Source organism: Agromyces agglutinans (assembly GCF_009647605.1).
Lineage (GTDB): Bacteria > Actinomycetota > Actinomycetes > Actinomycetales > Microbacteriaceae > Agromyces > Agromyces agglutinans.
The window spans coordinates 200,981-215,570 of sequence record NZ_WJIF01000001.1 but is presented as its reverse complement, the minus strand read 5'-3'; the positions used below and the strand labels follow the sequence as shown (position 1 = coordinate 215,570).

The 14,590-nt window shown below is 72.5% G+C and carries 18 protein-coding genes and 1 tRNA gene; 9 read left to right on the top strand and 10 right to left on the bottom strand.

Going from position 1 to position 14,590, the window contains the following annotated elements; all coding sequences use genetic code 11:
- Positions 1 to 11 precede the first annotated feature (11 nt).
- The 4 genes from nadD (at position 12) to GE115_RS01045 (ending at position 2,533) form a co-directional block, all read left to right on the top strand.
- A complete protein-coding gene (gene nadD / locus GE115_RS01060; protein ID WP_153682976.1) occupies positions 12 to 611 on the top strand; it encodes a nicotinate-nucleotide adenylyltransferase in 600 nt (199 codons plus the stop codon).
- A complete protein-coding gene (locus GE115_RS01055) occupies positions 608 to 1,927 on the top strand; it encodes a hypothetical protein (protein WP_153682975.1) in 1,320 nt (439 codons plus the stop codon). The genes nadD and GE115_RS01055 overlap by 4 nt, the downstream gene beginning before the upstream one ends.
- A gap of 67 nt (positions 1,928 to 1,994) precedes the next feature.
- A complete protein-coding gene (rsfS, locus tag GE115_RS01050) occupies positions 1,995 to 2,384 on the top strand; it encodes a ribosome silencing factor (RefSeq protein WP_153682974.1) in 390 nt (129 codons plus the stop codon).
- 73 nt (positions 2,385 to 2,457) lie between these two features.
- A tRNA-Ala gene (locus GE115_RS01045) sits at positions 2,458 to 2,533 on the top strand.
- Here the strand turns inward: GE115_RS01045 and GE115_RS01040 are convergent.
- Complete coding sequence (locus GE115_RS01040; RefSeq protein WP_153682973.1) at positions 2,522 to 3,136, bottom strand: TetR/AcrR family transcriptional regulator; 615 nt, start codon at positions 3,134 to 3,136, stop codon at positions 2,522 to 2,524. The genes GE115_RS01045 and GE115_RS01040 overlap by 12 nt on opposite strands.
- Before the next feature lie 58 nt (positions 3,137 to 3,194).
- Here GE115_RS01040 and GE115_RS01035 point away from each other — a divergent pair, with 58 nt between their 5' ends.
- On the top strand, positions 3,195 to 3,536 hold the full coding sequence (locus GE115_RS01035) for a VOC family protein (RefSeq protein WP_153682972.1): 342 nt from the start codon (positions 3,195 to 3,197) through the stop codon (positions 3,534 to 3,536).
- Between the two features lie 18 nt (positions 3,537 to 3,554).
- Here the strand turns inward: GE115_RS01035 and GE115_RS01030 are convergent, their stop codons facing one another.
- Positions 3,555 to 3,938 carry a DUF2255 family protein gene (locus GE115_RS01030; protein WP_153682971.1) on the bottom strand — a complete coding sequence of 128 codons (384 nt, stop codon included), beginning with the start codon at positions 3,936 to 3,938 and terminating at the stop codon, positions 3,555 to 3,557.
- A gap of 55 nt (positions 3,939 to 3,993) precedes the next feature.
- Positions 3,994 to 4,770 carry a metal-dependent hydrolase gene (locus GE115_RS18280; RefSeq protein WP_172979630.1) on the bottom strand — a complete coding sequence of 259 codons (777 nt, stop codon included), beginning with the start codon at positions 4,768 to 4,770 and terminating at the stop codon, positions 3,994 to 3,996.
- Positions 4,771 to 5,035: 265 nt separating this feature from the next.
- Between GE115_RS18280 and GE115_RS18275 the strand changes: the two genes are divergently transcribed.
- Entirely contained in the window at positions 5,036 to 5,581 is a 546-nt protein-coding gene (locus GE115_RS18275; protein WP_172979629.1) for a hypothetical protein, read from the top strand.
- A gap of 64 nt (positions 5,582 to 5,645) precedes the next feature.
- Here GE115_RS18275 and GE115_RS01015 read toward each other — a convergent pair whose 3' ends face one another.
- Genes GE115_RS01015 through GE115_RS01005 form a run of 3 tightly spaced genes read right to left on the bottom strand, consistent with a single transcriptional unit; the run spans position 5,646 to position 8,165 of the window.
- Positions 5,646 to 6,137, bottom strand: coding sequence for an Lrp/AsnC family transcriptional regulator (locus GE115_RS01015; protein ID WP_153682968.1), 492 nt, complete (start codon positions 6,135 to 6,137; stop codon positions 5,646 to 5,648).
- Entirely contained in the window at positions 6,134 to 6,970 is an 837-nt protein-coding gene (locus GE115_RS01010; protein WP_246190488.1) for an oxygenase MpaB family protein, read from the bottom strand. The genes GE115_RS01015 and GE115_RS01010 overlap by 4 nt, the downstream gene beginning before the upstream one ends.
- A 19-nt stretch (positions 6,971 to 6,989) precedes the next feature.
- Positions 6,990 to 8,165, bottom strand: coding sequence for an aggregation-promoting factor C-terminal-like domain-containing protein (locus GE115_RS01005; RefSeq protein ID WP_153682966.1), 1,176 nt, complete (start codon positions 8,163 to 8,165; stop codon positions 6,990 to 6,992).
- Positions 8,166 to 8,266: 101 nt separating this feature from the next.
- Here GE115_RS01005 and GE115_RS01000 point away from each other — a divergent pair, with 101 nt between their 5' ends.
- The gene (locus tag GE115_RS01000) at positions 8,267 to 9,475 is read left to right on the top strand and encodes a glycoside hydrolase family 3 N-terminal domain-containing protein (protein WP_312854755.1); all 1,209 of its coding nucleotides are present in this window, start codon (positions 8,267 to 8,269) and stop codon (positions 9,473 to 9,475) included.
- A gap of 85 nt (positions 9,476 to 9,560) precedes the next feature.
- Positions 9,561 to 10,124: a YceI family protein gene (locus tag GE115_RS00995; RefSeq protein ID WP_153682964.1), complete on the top strand. Its 564-nt coding sequence runs from the start codon at positions 9,561 to 9,563 to the stop codon at positions 10,122 to 10,124.
- A 65-nt stretch (positions 10,125 to 10,189) separates the two neighbouring features.
- Here the strand turns inward: GE115_RS00995 and GE115_RS00990 are convergent, their stop codons facing one another.
- On the bottom strand, positions 10,190 to 11,293 hold the full coding sequence (locus GE115_RS00990; RefSeq protein ID WP_153682963.1) for a winged helix DNA-binding domain-containing protein: 1,104 nt from the start codon (positions 11,291 to 11,293) through the stop codon (positions 10,190 to 10,192).
- Between the two features lie 125 nt (positions 11,294 to 11,418).
- Between GE115_RS00990 and GE115_RS00985 the strand changes: the two genes are divergently transcribed.
- The gene (locus GE115_RS00985; protein ID WP_312854754.1) at positions 11,419 to 13,017 is read left to right on the top strand and encodes an ABC-F family ATP-binding cassette domain-containing protein; all 1,599 of its coding nucleotides are present in this window, start codon (positions 11,419 to 11,421) and stop codon (positions 13,015 to 13,017) included.
- Positions 13,018 to 13,061: 44 nt separating this feature from the next.
- Here the strand turns inward: GE115_RS00985 and GE115_RS00980 are convergent, their stop codons facing one another.
- Genes GE115_RS00980 through GE115_RS00970 form a run of 3 tightly spaced genes read right to left on the bottom strand, consistent with a single transcriptional unit; the run spans position 13,062 to position 14,517 of the window.
- A complete protein-coding gene (locus GE115_RS00980) occupies positions 13,062 to 13,898 on the bottom strand; it encodes an SURF1 family cytochrome oxidase biogenesis protein (RefSeq protein WP_153682962.1) in 837 nt (278 codons plus the stop codon).
- Complete coding sequence (locus GE115_RS00975; RefSeq protein ID WP_153682961.1) at positions 13,895 to 14,125, bottom strand: hypothetical protein; 231 nt, start codon at positions 14,123 to 14,125, stop codon at positions 13,895 to 13,897. Before GE115_RS00975 ends, GE115_RS00980 begins: the two co-directional genes overlap by 4 nt.
- Positions 14,122 to 14,517 carry a DUF3099 domain-containing protein gene (locus GE115_RS00970; protein WP_153682960.1) on the bottom strand — a complete coding sequence of 132 codons (396 nt, stop codon included), beginning with the start codon at positions 14,515 to 14,517 and terminating at the stop codon, positions 14,122 to 14,124. The genes GE115_RS00975 and GE115_RS00970 overlap by 4 nt, the downstream gene beginning before the upstream one ends.
- Between the last annotated feature and the right edge of the window lie 73 nt (positions 14,518 to 14,590).

Here is a 14,590-nt window from a genome sequence, read left to right as displayed (position 1 = left end):
CAGTTCGTTCGATGACGGGCGCAGTTCGCCGGCCACGGGTCGGGGTGATGGGCGGGACGTTCGATCCCATCCACCACGGCCACCTCGTGGCGGCGAGCGAGGTCGCGCAGTCGTTCGACCTCGACGAGGTGATGTTCGTGCCCACGGGGCGCCCCTCCTACAAGGAGGTGGTGACGCCGGCCGAGCACCGGTACCTCATGACGGTGATCGCGACGGCGTCGAACCCCCGTTTCACGGTCAGCCGCGTCGACATCGACCGGTCGAAGCCGACCTACACGATCGACACGCTGAACGACATCCGCGGGCAGCGGCCCGATGCCGACCTGTTCTTCATCACGGGTGCCGACGCGGTCGCCCAGATCCTCTCCTGGCGCGACGTCGAGGAGCTCTGGGAGCTCGCGCACTTCGTGGCTGTGAGTCGACCGGGACATGTGCTCAACGTTTCAGGTTTGCCGGAGCAGCACGTAAGCTTGCTTGAAGTTCCGGCGCTTGCGATCTCGTCGACCGATTGCCGGAGCAGGGTGCGCCGGGGTTTCCCGGTGTGGTACTTGGTGCCCGATGGGGTCGTCCAGTACATCTCCAAGCACCATCTCTACCGGAGTGTCGAATGACGTCGTCGCAGGAACCGCCGCTCACGCGTCGCGAGATGCGAGAGCGCGAGCGTCTGCAGGAGCTGCAGACCGATTCGGCGACCCCTCCCGCCCAGCAGGCCCAGCCCGCGCCGGCTCCCGCGCCTGCGCCGAGCTTCCCGGTCGCGCCGGCCCCGCAGCCGCCCGCGTTCGCGGCACCGGCAGCCGCGCCCGCTCGGCCCTCCGCTGCTCCGACGCCCGCCGCCGCGCCTGCGCCCGCGTACTCGCCGATGTCGGCCGGCGGCGCAGCCGGCGCACAGGGTTCGCCGTTCGGCGGTCCGATCGCCGCACCAGCGCCGCAACAGGGGGTTCCCGCTCCTCAGCAGGGCGCCTCGCCGTTCGTGCCGCGCGACACGCCGCAGCCGACGTCGCGCCAGGCCGCCGCCGAGCCGAACCCGGCGCCCAAGACCGGCAAGACCCCCGAGCGCACGCTGACGCGGCGCGAACTCCGCGCCCTCATCGATTCGCACGGCCTCGGCGCCGACGCGATCGACGACGACGAAGACGGTGTCGACGCGGTCTTCGGCGGCACCGGGCAGGGCGGCTCACCGGGGCACCCGACCGCTCCGGGGCCGCGACCGGCCACGGCACAGGGATCGCCGCTTCCAGCCGCGCCGATGCCCGGCGCACCGATGCCGGGATCTCAGCAGCCCGGCCCGCAGCGCACGCCGCAGCAGGCCCCCGGCCAGCCCCAGCCCCAGCCCATCCGCCCGGCGGTGCCCGGAGCGTCGCTTCCGCCCGCGCCCGTGCGTGCGCCTGCCCCGCACCCGGCGACCGAAGCCGCGCGGGCCGATCAGCCCGTCGCCGCTCCGAAGCCGGTCGGCCACTGGACGAGCCAGCTCGACCTGCCTGAGGAACGCCCCGAGCCCTACGACCAGATCCTCTCGCGAGGCGGGGGCGCCGCCCACGGCGTGCCCACCACGACGAACGCGCTGATCCTGCCGACCCTGCCCAACCAGGGGCCCATCGGCCAGCCGAACGGTGCGTCCAGCGAGATCATCGTGACGGGCTCGATCGACCTCCCGCGCAGCTACGGTGCGACCGGCATCCATCCGAGCCAGATCGACTCGAGCGACGTCGACCGGCTCTTCGACCAGGTCGAGGACACGGCGGGCACCGGTGTCGCGCCCGTCTCGGCCACGCGCGCCATCAGCACGCAGGCGCCGGCCCGCACCATGATGACCCCGCCGAAGAAGGAGGGCATGAACACTCCGCTCGTGCTCGCCATCACGGCCGGCGTGCTCACCCTCGGCGTCGTCGCCACGCTCATCGCCGGCGCGGTGTTCGGACTCTTCTGATGCGCGCCACGCTCGCATCGACTCGAGCGGCCGTCCTGCGCCGCACGCACCGTCCCGAAAGGACCGCATGACCGCCTCCTCGCACGCCCTCGAACTCACCGCGGTCGCCGCACGCGCGGCCGATGCGAAGGGCGGCGAAGACCTGGTCGCCCTCGACGTCTCCGGGCCGACGCCGTTCGCCGATGTCTTCCTGCTCGTCACCGGCACGAGCGAACGCCAGGTGCTCGCCATCTCCGACGAGGTCCAGGACCGCCTGGTCGAGGCCGGTGCCAAGGCGGCGCGCCGTGAGGGCCGCGAGAACGGCCGCTGGGTGCTGCTGGACTTCGGCGACCTCGTCGTGCACGTCTTCCACCGCGAGGACCGCATGTACTACGGCCTCGAACGCCTGTGGCTCGACTGCCCCGTCATCCCCGTCGAGCCGATGGTCCAGGCATCCGCCACCGACGCCTCGCAGTGAGGTCGCCTCGATTTCATTTCCCGGCTCCCGCTGGTGTAATCTTGAATCCGTTGCCGCGAGAGCGGAAACGAACGGGTCTGTGGCGCAGCTGGTAGCGCACCTGCATGGCATGCAGGGGGTCAGGGGTTCGAGTCCCCTCAGATCCACCACGTCGGTTCTCCGACATCTTGAAAGCCCCTGGCCGTCGGCCGGGGGCTTTCTTCGTCTGCGCCGATCGGGTGGCCGTCGTCGGCGCTCGCGCAAGTGACGTGAAGGCGCTCGAGCGCCTCGCGAACCGCGTCGGCATCCGTCCCGCCCGCGACCGCGCCGACAGCTGCCCGCCACGCCGCAGCGAGGATGACGCCGAGCTGGGCCGAGGCCGGCACGCACAGGCCTCCCAATGCCTCCGCGAGCTCGTCGGTGTCGCCGGTGCGCGGTGGATCGGCGAGCAGGCGAAGGAACCCGCCGCGCACCGCGTACTCGAAGCCGACCGTCATCGCCGCCGACAGTCGTGCGGAGGGATCGTCGTCGGCCATCGCGGCGGCGGCGCCCTCGATGCGGTCCAGCAGGCGGCGTTCGATGTCGGCACGCACGAATCCGTAGAGGCCCTGCTTGCCCTCGAAGTGATGGTAGAGCGCACCGGTGGTGACCTCGGCGGCACGCGACAGGTCGGTCACGGTGACCTCGTCGTAGGGCCGCGTCCCGAATGCCCGGGCGGCCTCCAGGACGAGCCGTCCTTTCGGTGAGGTCGATATCGGAATCCACTCGCGCATGGTTCCATAATGACGTTATGCTGAGAAGAAATCACGTTACGACACGAAGGAAACCGTCATGAAGCTCGAGTTCCTGTTCGCGCCCACGGCCGACCTGCCGGCCTCGCTCTCGCTCTACCGCGACGTCTTCGGCGCGGAGGAGATCTGGAGGGAGGGTGACACGACCGTCGCGTTGGGCCTTCCCGGCAGCGATGTGCAGCTCATGCTCGACGCCAACGATCCGGATGCTCCGGCGGGGCCGGTCTTCGTCGTCGACAGCGTCGCGCGCTTCCATGAGGAGCACGCCGCGGCGCTCGAGGTGATCGAGGCGCCGATGGAGATACCGGGCGGCTTCCAAGCGACCTATCGCGACCCCGCAGGCCTGGCGATCTACGTCATGGACCAGTCGACCGACGCGTGATGGCGCCGGTGCCCGCGCTCACTCCGAACGCGGCACCAGCCTGATGGTGAGCGGGTGCACTCGTTCGCCGACGACCGTGGCGACGATGCGCGGGCTGCTCACCGGGTCGTACTTCGCGTGGTACGCCGCGTCGATCGCCTCGGCCGACGCATCCGAGGCATCCTCGAAGGCGACCGTGCGTTCGACGCCGACCGCGGAGATGCGGCCGGCGCCGCGGCGGCGGGCGTTGGCGAACCAGGGGTTGTCGGCGCCATAGGCGCTGCGCACGAAGAGGTCGTCGCCCACCCTGACGACCCAGATGGTGATCGGCTTGCTGAAGCTGCCGTCGCTGCGCCGCGAGGAGATGCGCAGTTCCTCCGCGGTGCCGATGCGGTCGAGTTCGTCGTCACTCCACGTGTCCATGCGTCGATCCTGACACCGCGGCGCGGGCACCGCGACCCTTCGGCGGGGATCCGCGTCAGACGATCGAGAGCGGGTCGATGCCGATGCCGAGCAGCAACTGGTAGCCCGAGGCGACGCTCACGTAGATCGTGAGCAGCGCGCCGAAGGCGCGTTCGCGACGCGAACCCGTGTCGCCGAGCAGGGGGAGGGCGACGTAGCCGTTGCGCATCCACACGCGGTTCAGCACCGGGACCTCGGCGAACGCCGCCGGAGGTCGGGGAACCCACGGCCACCATGGGCCGGGGAGGCCGCCCGTCGTGAGGGCGTCGCCCGCGAGGTGCACGGCGTAGCCGAGTGCGACCGCGACCGGGAACCACTCGATCTGCTCGGGCACCACGACGACGATGAAGAGCCCCATGGCGATGCCCAGCAGCCAGGCGGTCGACCATCGGTCGACGAAGTCGCGCGCCTTGAGGCCGAAGCACACGAGCGCGGCCGTCCCGACGCCCGCGCCGATCGCGACCGGGCCGAACCCGTCGAGCGGCACCGTGAGCAGGGTCAGCGCCCAGGCCAGCAGCGCGGCCACGCCGACGGCGAGCAGCGAGTGCGCGCCGTGCCGGTGGCCGCCGGAGACCTCGCCGATCGCGCGGGTGACCAAGCGCCCGAGCACGGGCACCGAATGCGCGATCGTCGCACTGTGGTGATCGGCATCGGGCAGCAGTGCCGCACCGGCGCAGACGGCGGCGCCGGCCAGGACGCCGATCGGATCGAGGGGGAGCGCGCCAGTCGTGAGGTACGGCACCGCGCCGGTGAGCGCGATCCAGGCGGCGGCGCCGGTGATCGCGTGGTTCACGCCCATCATCGGACGGACACCGCCCGGGTGGAGTGGCTGCGGCGAGGTCGAGGGAGGGCCGGGGGACGGTGCACGGGCTCGAGCGTATCGTCGCGCGCCGACACTCCGGAGACCCCCGGCACCCGTCGGATCGAGCGTGAACGTCGCCGGATTCCGCCGGCGGCATACGACCGGAGCCGACTCGCGCCGCGCCGCGCGCCCGCTTGACCGTCCCCCGAACGCGGCACAGAATGGGGTGGTCCGAGCACGGGGGAGCAGGAGGCTCATGTCAGACGCACAGGTTCGACCGTCCACCACGGCACAGGGTGCCACGGCAGGGGATCCCACGGAGATCTTCAGCACCGTACCCGAGGCCGGCGCTGGGGCCGAGCACGGCGAGCCGACTCCGGTCGCCGAGGCGGCACCCACCACGCGCCAGGCTGCGCCGTCGATCTGGAGCCGGGACCTGCGCTTCATGCTCGTGGTGCTCGTCGCGATCGTCGTGCTCTTCCTGGCGTTCGCCCTGCTCATCGCATTCAGCCCGACCGGCGCGGCGATCAGCGCCCTCGCGGTCATCGCGGCCCCGATCGCGACCATGGTCGCGGCCTACTACGGCATCAGCCTCGCGCTGCGGCAGGTGCGCGACGCGCACGAGGCCGCCGAGGCGGCCGAGGCTCGCGCACGTGCCGCCGAGGTGACCGCTCGCGAATCCGACGCGTGGGCGGCGCAGATGGAATCGGGCCTGCGGGTGGCGGTGTCGAAGCTGAAGGGCGCCGGTCAGGACACGCGCGATGTCGAGCGCGCAGCGGGCACGCCCGACGAGTTCTTCTAGGCCGGCGTCCCCAGCTCGCCGCGGCGACGCGCCGTCGCAGCGCCGCTGCAGACCGGCACCGACCTCATTTACGCCAGACGTCGAGCGCCTGGGCCGGCGGACGCCCGGGTACCTCGGCGAGGATCAGGTGCGACCGCGTCGACACGACGCCGGGCAGTTCCTGGATGTCCCGCAGAATCGCCTGGCTGAGCTGCTCGTGGTCGGGCGCGCTGACGGTCAGGATCAGGTCGAGGTCACCCGACACCGCCTGGACCTTCTCGACGAACGGCAGAGCGGCGAGCGTCCGGGCGAGGCCCTCCCAGGGCACGTCGCCGACCCTGACCACGACGAGCGCCGAGATCGAGAGGCCGATGGCGCGACGGTCGATCTGGGCACCGAAGCCGGTGATCACGCCGCGCTGCTGGAGGTGCAAGAGCCGGTTGTGTGCCGCCGTGCGGGAGATGTGCACGCGCTCGGCGAGCGTGCGCACGGAGAGGCGACCGTCGCGGCTCAGTTCCGCGACGATTCTTCGATCGATCGGGTCGAGCGGTTCCCCCCGGTGCGCGTGTTCGGTCATGTTCCGATCCCGCTCTCAGCGTACCGGGTGCGTCGGCGCACCCGCCGGAGGGAATTCCGCATCGGTGCGCGGCGGATCGGCGCGGGCACGACGGCCCTCGCCGCGGCGAGCGCGTCGAACCATCCGTCGGCGACCCGCTCAGCGCGGGCGGTGAGCCGGAAGCCGTAGGCGCTGCGCACCGGCTCGGGCAGGAGGGCGGCGGTCACGACCCGAAGTGGCGGGAGCCCGGCACGCATCCAGCGGGGCAGGTTCGGTGTCACCAGGAGGGCGCGCGCGACCTCGCGCGCTTCACGGCCCACCTCGAGCTCGAGGACACGGGGCCGCCACCAGGCATCGAAGGCGGCACGGGAGTCGGGCCACCCGGCCGGGCTCGCCTGCAGGTTGGCGCCGAGGGCGCCGTAGCCGCGCACGAGGAGGTCGGCGGTCGCCGGCTCGAGCGGGCCGCCGACGCGTTCCTCCAGGTCGAGCGCGACGGCGAGGATCGTCGAGGCGACGTGGCGCTGCGCGTCGCGGTCGAACGCCGAGTACGCCGGTGCGGATGCCTCGGCCGGGCCGCGAACGGGACGGTGGCGCGCGTTGACCTCCGCGACCGCGGCGCGCACGAGCGGCTCGTCGCCGAAGCCGACGGCGTACACGTAGTCGAGCGTTCCCCGCAGTCGCGCGAGCGGGTCGGATCGGAACGCGCTGTGCCGCGCGACGCCGCGGGCGACGCGCGGGTCGGCGAGCTGGAGCAGGATGGCGGCGGCGCCGCCCGCGAGCAGCGTCGCGTCGCCCGCGTGCCGGCGGAAGGCCGCGAGCTCAGCAGCATCCATCTCGGGTCCGGCGGCATCCATCACGGTTCCAGTTGTACCGCTAGTACCAGTTGACCCGCTCGGAGTGCGCCCACGCGCCGCAGGGTGCGCCGTAGCGCGCGGAGATGTACGAGAGTCCCCATTCGATCTGCGTGGCGGCGTTGGTGCGCCAGTCGGCACCCGCTGCCGCCATCTTGCTGCCCGGCAGCGACTGCGGGATGCCGTAGGCCCCGCTCGACGCGTTGTACGCGTCGGCGCGCCAGCTCGACTCGCGCGTCCAGAGCAGGACGAGGCACTGGTACTCGCCGTCGCCCCAGCCGTAGCGGGCGACCGCGCTGCGCGCATACGCCTTGGCGCCGGCGGGATCGACGATCACCCCCGGGGGCGGGGGCGCCGTGCCGATCGCGCCGGCGGCGGCGGCCTCGGCCTCGCGAGCGGCAGCCTCGCGTGCGGCGGCCTCCTGCCGCGCCTGCTCGCCGACCTGGTACCGGCGCTCGAGGTCGACCGTGCGGTCGCGCAGGCTCGCGACCTGCGCGTACAGCGTGTCCAGCGTCTGCCGCTGCCCCGCGAGCTGGGCCTCCGCGGCCTCGTGGGCGGCCTCGGCCGCAACGGCGCGATCTGCGGCCTCGACCGCGAGTCGATCGCGCTCGCCCGCCGCGACGTCGGCTTGGGCGCGCAGGGCGGCGGCGTTCGCGCGCTCGACCTCCGCGCGTTGCGCGACGCCCGTGTAGAGGTCGGCGACGCGTGCCGCGAGCCCGAGCCCCGCCAGCACCTCGGATGGGTCCTCCGACGCCTCCTGCGAGTCGCCGGATGCGAAGAGCAGCTGGAGTGTGGTGTCCGCGCCGCCGGCCCGCGCGAGCAGGGCGGCCGTGCGTCCGAAGCGGCGCGACGACTCCTCTGCCGCCGCAGCCGCGGCGTCTGCTGCGGCGGTGAGCCGCGATGCCTCGTCGGCCGCCGCCTGTCGGGCGAGCTCGGCATCGGCGGCCCGAGCGGCCGATTCGACGGCGGCGTCGCCCAGCAGGGCGGCCTCGACCTCGAGCCCTCGGATGAGGCCGTCGATGCGGGTGGCCTCCGCCTCGCGGGACGCGACGTCCGCCTTCGCCGCCTCGACCTGGTCCCAGGTCGGGTAGTCCTCGGCGAACGCGGCACTGCCCGCCACCAGCGGCGACCATGGGCCGACGAGGCCGAGCGCGGCGGCGACGGCGAGACCGGCCGCGAGCGCGCGGGGTCGTGGCATCCGTCGATCGAACAGCATCGCGCACCCCCTCCCCGGGCCCGGCGAGTCTACCCAGCGGATGCCCGGCCGCCGGGCGGACACGCAGCGTAGACTCGACGCCCGTGTCGGTGCAGCGTTTCCTCGGCGCCGTGGTCGTCGCGGCGGTGCTCGCCGGCTCCGGGTGCGCGGCCGGCGGCGTCTCCTCGGGCGCCACGGATGCCTCGAGCCCGGCGCCCTCGCCGCGTACGCCATCGCCCGCCCCGGCACCCGTGGACCCCGTCGCGGCCTGGGTCGAGACCCGGCTGGCCTCCATGACGCTGGAGCAGAAGGCTGCCGCGCTGCTGATGGTGCACGCACCGGGCACGGACCCCGCACCGCTTCGCACCCTCGTCGAGCAGGGGGTGTCGGGTCTCATCCTGATGGGCGACAACATCCCCGCATCGCCGGAGCAGCTCGCGGCGCTGACCGGCGCCGTGCAGGTCGATCCCGAGGCTCGCACGCTGATCGGCATCGACGAGGAGGGCGGAATCGTGCAGCGCCTGCCGTGGGACGACGCCGCGGCGGCGCCCGACCTGCGCGCGCTGGCGCCCGCCGATGCCGAGGCGGCGTTCGCGCGCCGCGGCGACCTGCTCGCCCAGTCGGGCATCGACGTGAACTTCGGCATCGTGGCGGACGTGACGGGGGACGCGAACTCGTTCATCTCCGATCGCGTGCTCGGCACGGATCCGGCATCCGCCGCCGACCGCGTGGCCGCAGCGGTGGCCGGGGAGGCCGGCCGCGCGGGTTCGACCCTCAAGCACTTCCCCGGCCACGGTGCGGCGCCGGGCGACTCGCACGCCTCGGTCCCGGTCGCGCCGCTCACGATCGACGAGTGGCGCGCCGGGCCGGCGCTTCCGTTCTCAGCCGGCATCGAGGCCGGCGCCGACCTCGTGATGACCGGTCACCTCGCCTACCCGGCCGTCGACGCGGCACCGGCCTCGCTCTCGGCCGAGTGGCACCGGATCCTGCGCGAGGAGCTCGGCTTCGACGGCGTCGTGGTCTCCGACGACATGCTCATGCTGCAGCACAACGGACTGGCGGAGTACGCCGATCCGGGGGAGAACGCCGTGCGAGCGGTCGCGGCCGGCACCGACCTGCTGCTGTACGTGCTGCCGGCCGACCCGTCGACGTTCGGCATCTCGGTCGCGGGTCTGTCGGCGTCGATCGCCGAGGCCGTGCGGTCTGGGCGGATTCCCGAGGCGCGCCTGGACGAGGCGGCGACACGGGTGCTGTCCATGCGACGCGAGGCTGTGTTGCCTCGCGTTGCAACGCGTCGGCCGGGTCGGGAATAGTCTGGAGGTCTCCATGCGTTTGCATGGGTGTGGCGTCAGCCGCACCGACCACGACCACCAGACACGACCCTTTGGAGTTCGCACGATGACCACGACCGCCTCGACCATCGAGATCCCCGGCTACCGCGTCGGCACCTGGACCATCGACCCCTCGCACAGCGAGGTCGGCTTCCAGATCCGCCACCTCATGATCAGCAAGGTCAAGGGCAAGTTCGAGCGTTTCACCGCGACGTTCACGACCGCCGAGAACCCGCTCGAGTCGAGCGTCACCGCATCGGCCGAGGTCGCGTCGGTGAACACCAACGAGCCCAACCGCGACGGGCACCTCCGCACCGGCGACTTCTTCGACGCCGAGACCTACCCCACCATCGACTTCGTCTCGACCGGCGTGCGCGTCGAGGGCGGCGACTTCAAGGTCGACGGCGATCTCACGATCCGCGGCATCACCAGGCCGGTCACCTTCGACTTCGAGTTCGGTGGCTTCGGCGGCGACCCCTACGGCAACTACAAGGGCGGCGCGACGGCCAAGGCCGAGATCAACCGCGAGGACTTCGGCCTCACCTGGAACTCGACCCTGGAGACCGGCGGCGTGCTGCTCGGCGACAAGGTCACCATCACGCTCGAACTGCAGGCGGCGCTCCAGCAGTAGTCCGGCGACGATGATCGAAGGGCCGGATGCCCCGCGCCCGTGGGCCCAGGGCATCCGGCCCTTCGTCACGCCCGCGTGATCTCGCCGAGCCCGGTCTGCCAGAACTCCGCCCAGCGCTCGAACGCGGGCCGGAACTCCTCCACCTCGAGGCCGGTACGGAACGGCGCGACCTCGACGCCGGTGGCACCGCGCCGTGCGGGCGACCGGCGCCACGTGCCCACCACCTCGCCGTCGGCCACGAGGATCGGCAGGAACAGCCCGTTCTTGCCGGGCACCACCCGCAACGCATCGTCGGGGGAGCAGAAGGCGCTGCGATCGCCGTAGCCGAGGAAGTACTCGTCGAACGGCGCGAGCACGAACCGACCGCTCGGGTCACCCCGATGCGGCGCTGCGTCGGCGGCGACGAGGCGTTCCGCGTCGAACTCGACCACGGCGTCGCCGGCGGCCTCGCGGGCGGCGCGCGCCTGCGTCAGCGTGAGCCCGGACCACCAGGCGAAGTCGCGCACCGAGACCGGACCGTGGCCGCGGGCGTAGCCGGTGAAGAGGCGAGCGAGGATCTCGTCGACGTCTTCCGGCTCGTCGGTGCGGGCCGGCGACCACTCGTCGAGCAGGACGAAGCGCTGCCTGGCCCTCGTCTCGACCGGTCCGCAGCAGATGAGGCCCTCGTTGGCCAGGTGCCAGATGAGGTGGTAGCCGCGTTGGCCGGCCACTTCGATGCCGGCGGCCGACCACGCGGCCTGCAGCTCATCGCGGGTCGCCGCCCGGCCGCCCTCGAGCTCGCGCACCGCGACCCGCCGCGCGGCCGCGAGTACGTCGTCGTCGATGCCCTCGTCGCGGCGGGTCTTCGCAGCCCGCTGGAAGAGCCGGGCCGAGGTCAGGCGCAGGATCGGGCGCAGCATGGCCGGCGCGACGAAGTGGAGCGTGCCCCGCATCGGCCATGAACGCAGCAGGGCTCGAGACTCGATCGCCGCGTCGATCGAGGCCTCGTCGGTGCCCGGCACGCGTGCGCCGAGCACCCACTTCGCCGCGGCGAGATCCTGCGCCTGCAGGCAGACGAGGCGCTCGACGGCGTCGGCCGGCGAGGCGAACCCGTCGCCCTGAAGGCCGTGCGCGGCGAGTCGAGCGGCGCGCAGCGCCGGGGCGGGCGCATCAGGGGAGGCATCCGTCATGCTGCGAGTCTGCCGGATGCCGCGGACATGCGCGGCTGCGCCGAACCGGCGGCGCGGAAGATAGACTGGGAGGCTGTGCCGCTCGGCACGAAACCCAGACCCCACCGAATCCCCGGAGGACCACCGTGCTCGCCGTCCACGATCTCGAGATCCGCGTGGGCGCCCGCCTGCTCATGGAGCAGGTGAACTTCCGGGTGACCCCGGGCGACAAGATCGGCCTCGTGGGCCGCAACGGCGCCGGGAAGACCACGCTCACGAAGACCCTCGCGGGGGAGACCCTGCCGACCGGCGGGCGCATCGACCGCTCGGGCGAGATCGGGTACCTGCCGCAGGACCCGCGCTCGGGCGACCCCGAGATGCTCGCTCGCACGCGCATCCTCGATGCGCGCGGGCTCGGCTCCCTCGTGCTCGGCATGCGCGAGGCGTCCGAGCAGATGGGCTCGCCCGACCAGGCGGTCGCCGAGAAGGCGATGAAGCGCTACGGCAACCTCACCGACCGCTTCACCGCGTTGGGCGGCTACGCCGCCGAGGCCGAGGCTGCGTCGATCGCCTCGAACCTGAACCTGCCCGACCGGATCCTCGACCAGCCCCTGAAGACGCTCTCCGGCGGTCAGCGCCGACGCATCGAGCTCGCGCGCATCCTGTTCTCCGACGCCGACACGCTGATCCTCGACGAGCCGACGAACCACCTCGACGCCGACTCGGTCGTGTGGCTGCGCGAGTTCCTGAAGAACTCCAAGGGCGGCGTCATCGTGATCAGCCACGACGTCGAACTCGTCGGCGAGGTCGTGAACCGCGTCTTCTACCTCGACGCGAACCGCTCGGTGATCGACATCTACAACATGGGCTGGAAGCACTACCTGCGCCAGCGCGCCGCCGACGAGGAGCGCCGCAAGAAGGAACGCGCGAACGCCGAGAAGAAGGCCGGCGCGCTGCAGCTGCAGGCGGCGAAGTTCGGCGCGAAGGCGTCGAAGGCCGCGGCGGCGCACCAGATGGTCGCGCGCGCCGAGAAGCTGCTCGCGGGTCTCGAGGAGGTTCGCGCCGTCGACCGGGTCGCGAAGCTGCGCTTCCCGACACCCGCCGCGTGCGGTCGCACGCCGTTGGCCGCGAGCGACCTCTCGAAGAGCTACGGCTCGCTCGAGATCTTCACGGCCGTCGACCTCGCCATCGACCGCGGCTCGAAGGTCGTGATCATCGGGCTGAACGGCGCGGGCAAGACGACGCTCCTGCGCATCCTCGCGGGCGTCGACCAGCCCGACACCGGCAGGATCGAGCCCGGCCACGGGCTGCGCATCGGCTACTTCGCGCAGGAGCACGAGACCATCGACGTCGCGCGCACGGTGCTGCAGAACATGGTGAGCTCGTCGCCGAACCTCACCGAGACCGAGGCGCGCAAGGTGCTCGGCTCGTTCCTGTTCACGGGCGACGACGTGCACAAGCCGGCCGGCGTGCTCTCGGGCGGCGAGAAGACGCGCCTCGCGCTCGCGATGATCGTCGTCTCGGGCGCCAACGTGCTGCTGCTCGACGAGCCGACCAACAACCTCGACCCCGCCAGCCGCGGCGAGATCCTCGACGCGCTCGCGCACTTCGAGGGCGCCGTCGTACTCGTCTCGCACGACCCGGGCGCGGTCGAGGCGCTGAACCCCGAGCGCGTGCTCATCATGCCCGACGGCGTGGAAGACCACTGGAGCGCGGAGTACCAGGAGCTCATCGAGCTCGCGTGACGCGCGCCGGGGCGCGAGCGCCGGCGCAGACCCGTCGGACGCGCTCAGCGCGAGTCGAGGATCTCGTCCTCGACGTCGGCATCGCTGCGCTCGCGCGGCGTCCGCTTCGGCTTCGGCGCGCGCTCGGCCGGGTGACCGGCACCGGATGCCTCGGCGAGCGCCTTGCGCTCCTGGTTGGCCGCCCAGCCGAGCCCGATGAACGCGAGCAGGGCGAACACGAACCACTGGAGCGCGTACGAGAGGTGCGGTCCCTCGTCGCGGATCGGCCGCGCGGCGGCCATGGGCGGCTCCTCGGCGTCGGCACCGGTCTGCACGAGGATGCCGTAGGCGCCCGTGTAACTCGGTTCGCCGACGCGTTCGGCGAGCTCGTCGAGGTCGATGGTCGCGAGCTCGTCGCCCGACGCGGTGCGGCCGTTGATCGTGCCCTCGCCGGCCTTCAGCCGGGCCGTGATCTCGACGTGCCCCGGTTCTGGTGCCGCGTACCCGCTCGGCCGCCCGTCGGAATCCTGCGGGATCCAGCCGCGGTCGACGAAGAACACGGTGCCGTCGTCGAGCTCGAGCGGGGTGACGACCTCGAAGCCCGAGCTGCCCGCGAACGGCCGGTTGCGGATCACGACCTCCTCGTCGGCGAGGTAGCGGCCCGACAGGGCCACCACCTGCCAGCGCTGGTCGGGATCGAAGCCGGCGGGATCGGGCAGCGCCTCGGCGACGGCAACGGGTTCGGCGTCGTAGTTCGCGTCGATGCGGGCGACTTCGGTGAGGGCCTCGGCGCGCCGGTTGAGCTGCCAGGTGCCGAGCGCGCAGCACGCGACGGCGAAGACCACGACGAGAGCCAGGTAGCCGGCCCAGCGCGGCGAGCGCAGGAATCCCCAGCGGCTCATGCGCCCGCCTCCTGGGCGCCGAAGCGTTCCACGGCCACCGGGAACGAGCGCGAGGCGAGGAAGTCGCGGAGGTAGTCGACATGCTCGTCGCACGCGAGCCAGGTCTTCGTCCGCGTCTCGTCGTGGATGCGCGGGTTGCGCCAGTCGACCCGCCAGGTCGCGGACTCGCGGCATCCGGCGCGCGAGCAGGTGTCCGCCTCGGGGGCGGTGCCGGGCAGTCCGATCATCGCGTGCCCTCGCCGGCGTCGGGGTCGGCGCCGAAGCCGTCGTCGGCGCCGCCGTCGGCTGCACCGGCATCGGGGGAGTGCGGCCCGGCGCCCGGGGCATCCGCCGTCTCGTCGCGCACGTCGCCGATGCCGGGAGTCGGCGCCACGGGGACGATCGCACCCGGCCGCTCGACCGCCTGGCCGCGCCCGCCGCCCACATTGGCCAGCACCACCGCGACGTAGGGCAGGAAGATCGCGCCCGCGGCGCAGACCGCGAGCCACCAGCCCTGCGCGAACAGCATGAGGAAGATGCACACGACGCGGATCGACATGGCGACCGTGTACTTGATCATGCGCGACCGACGCTCGTCCTCGGGCGAGGGCGGGAGCGTGGTGATGGTGTGCTGGTTCATCGTCGACGCCGGGGCAGTGCGGCGCTCCTCTCCATCAAGCCTACGTCGGCTTCGCCGCGACGGATGCCCCTTC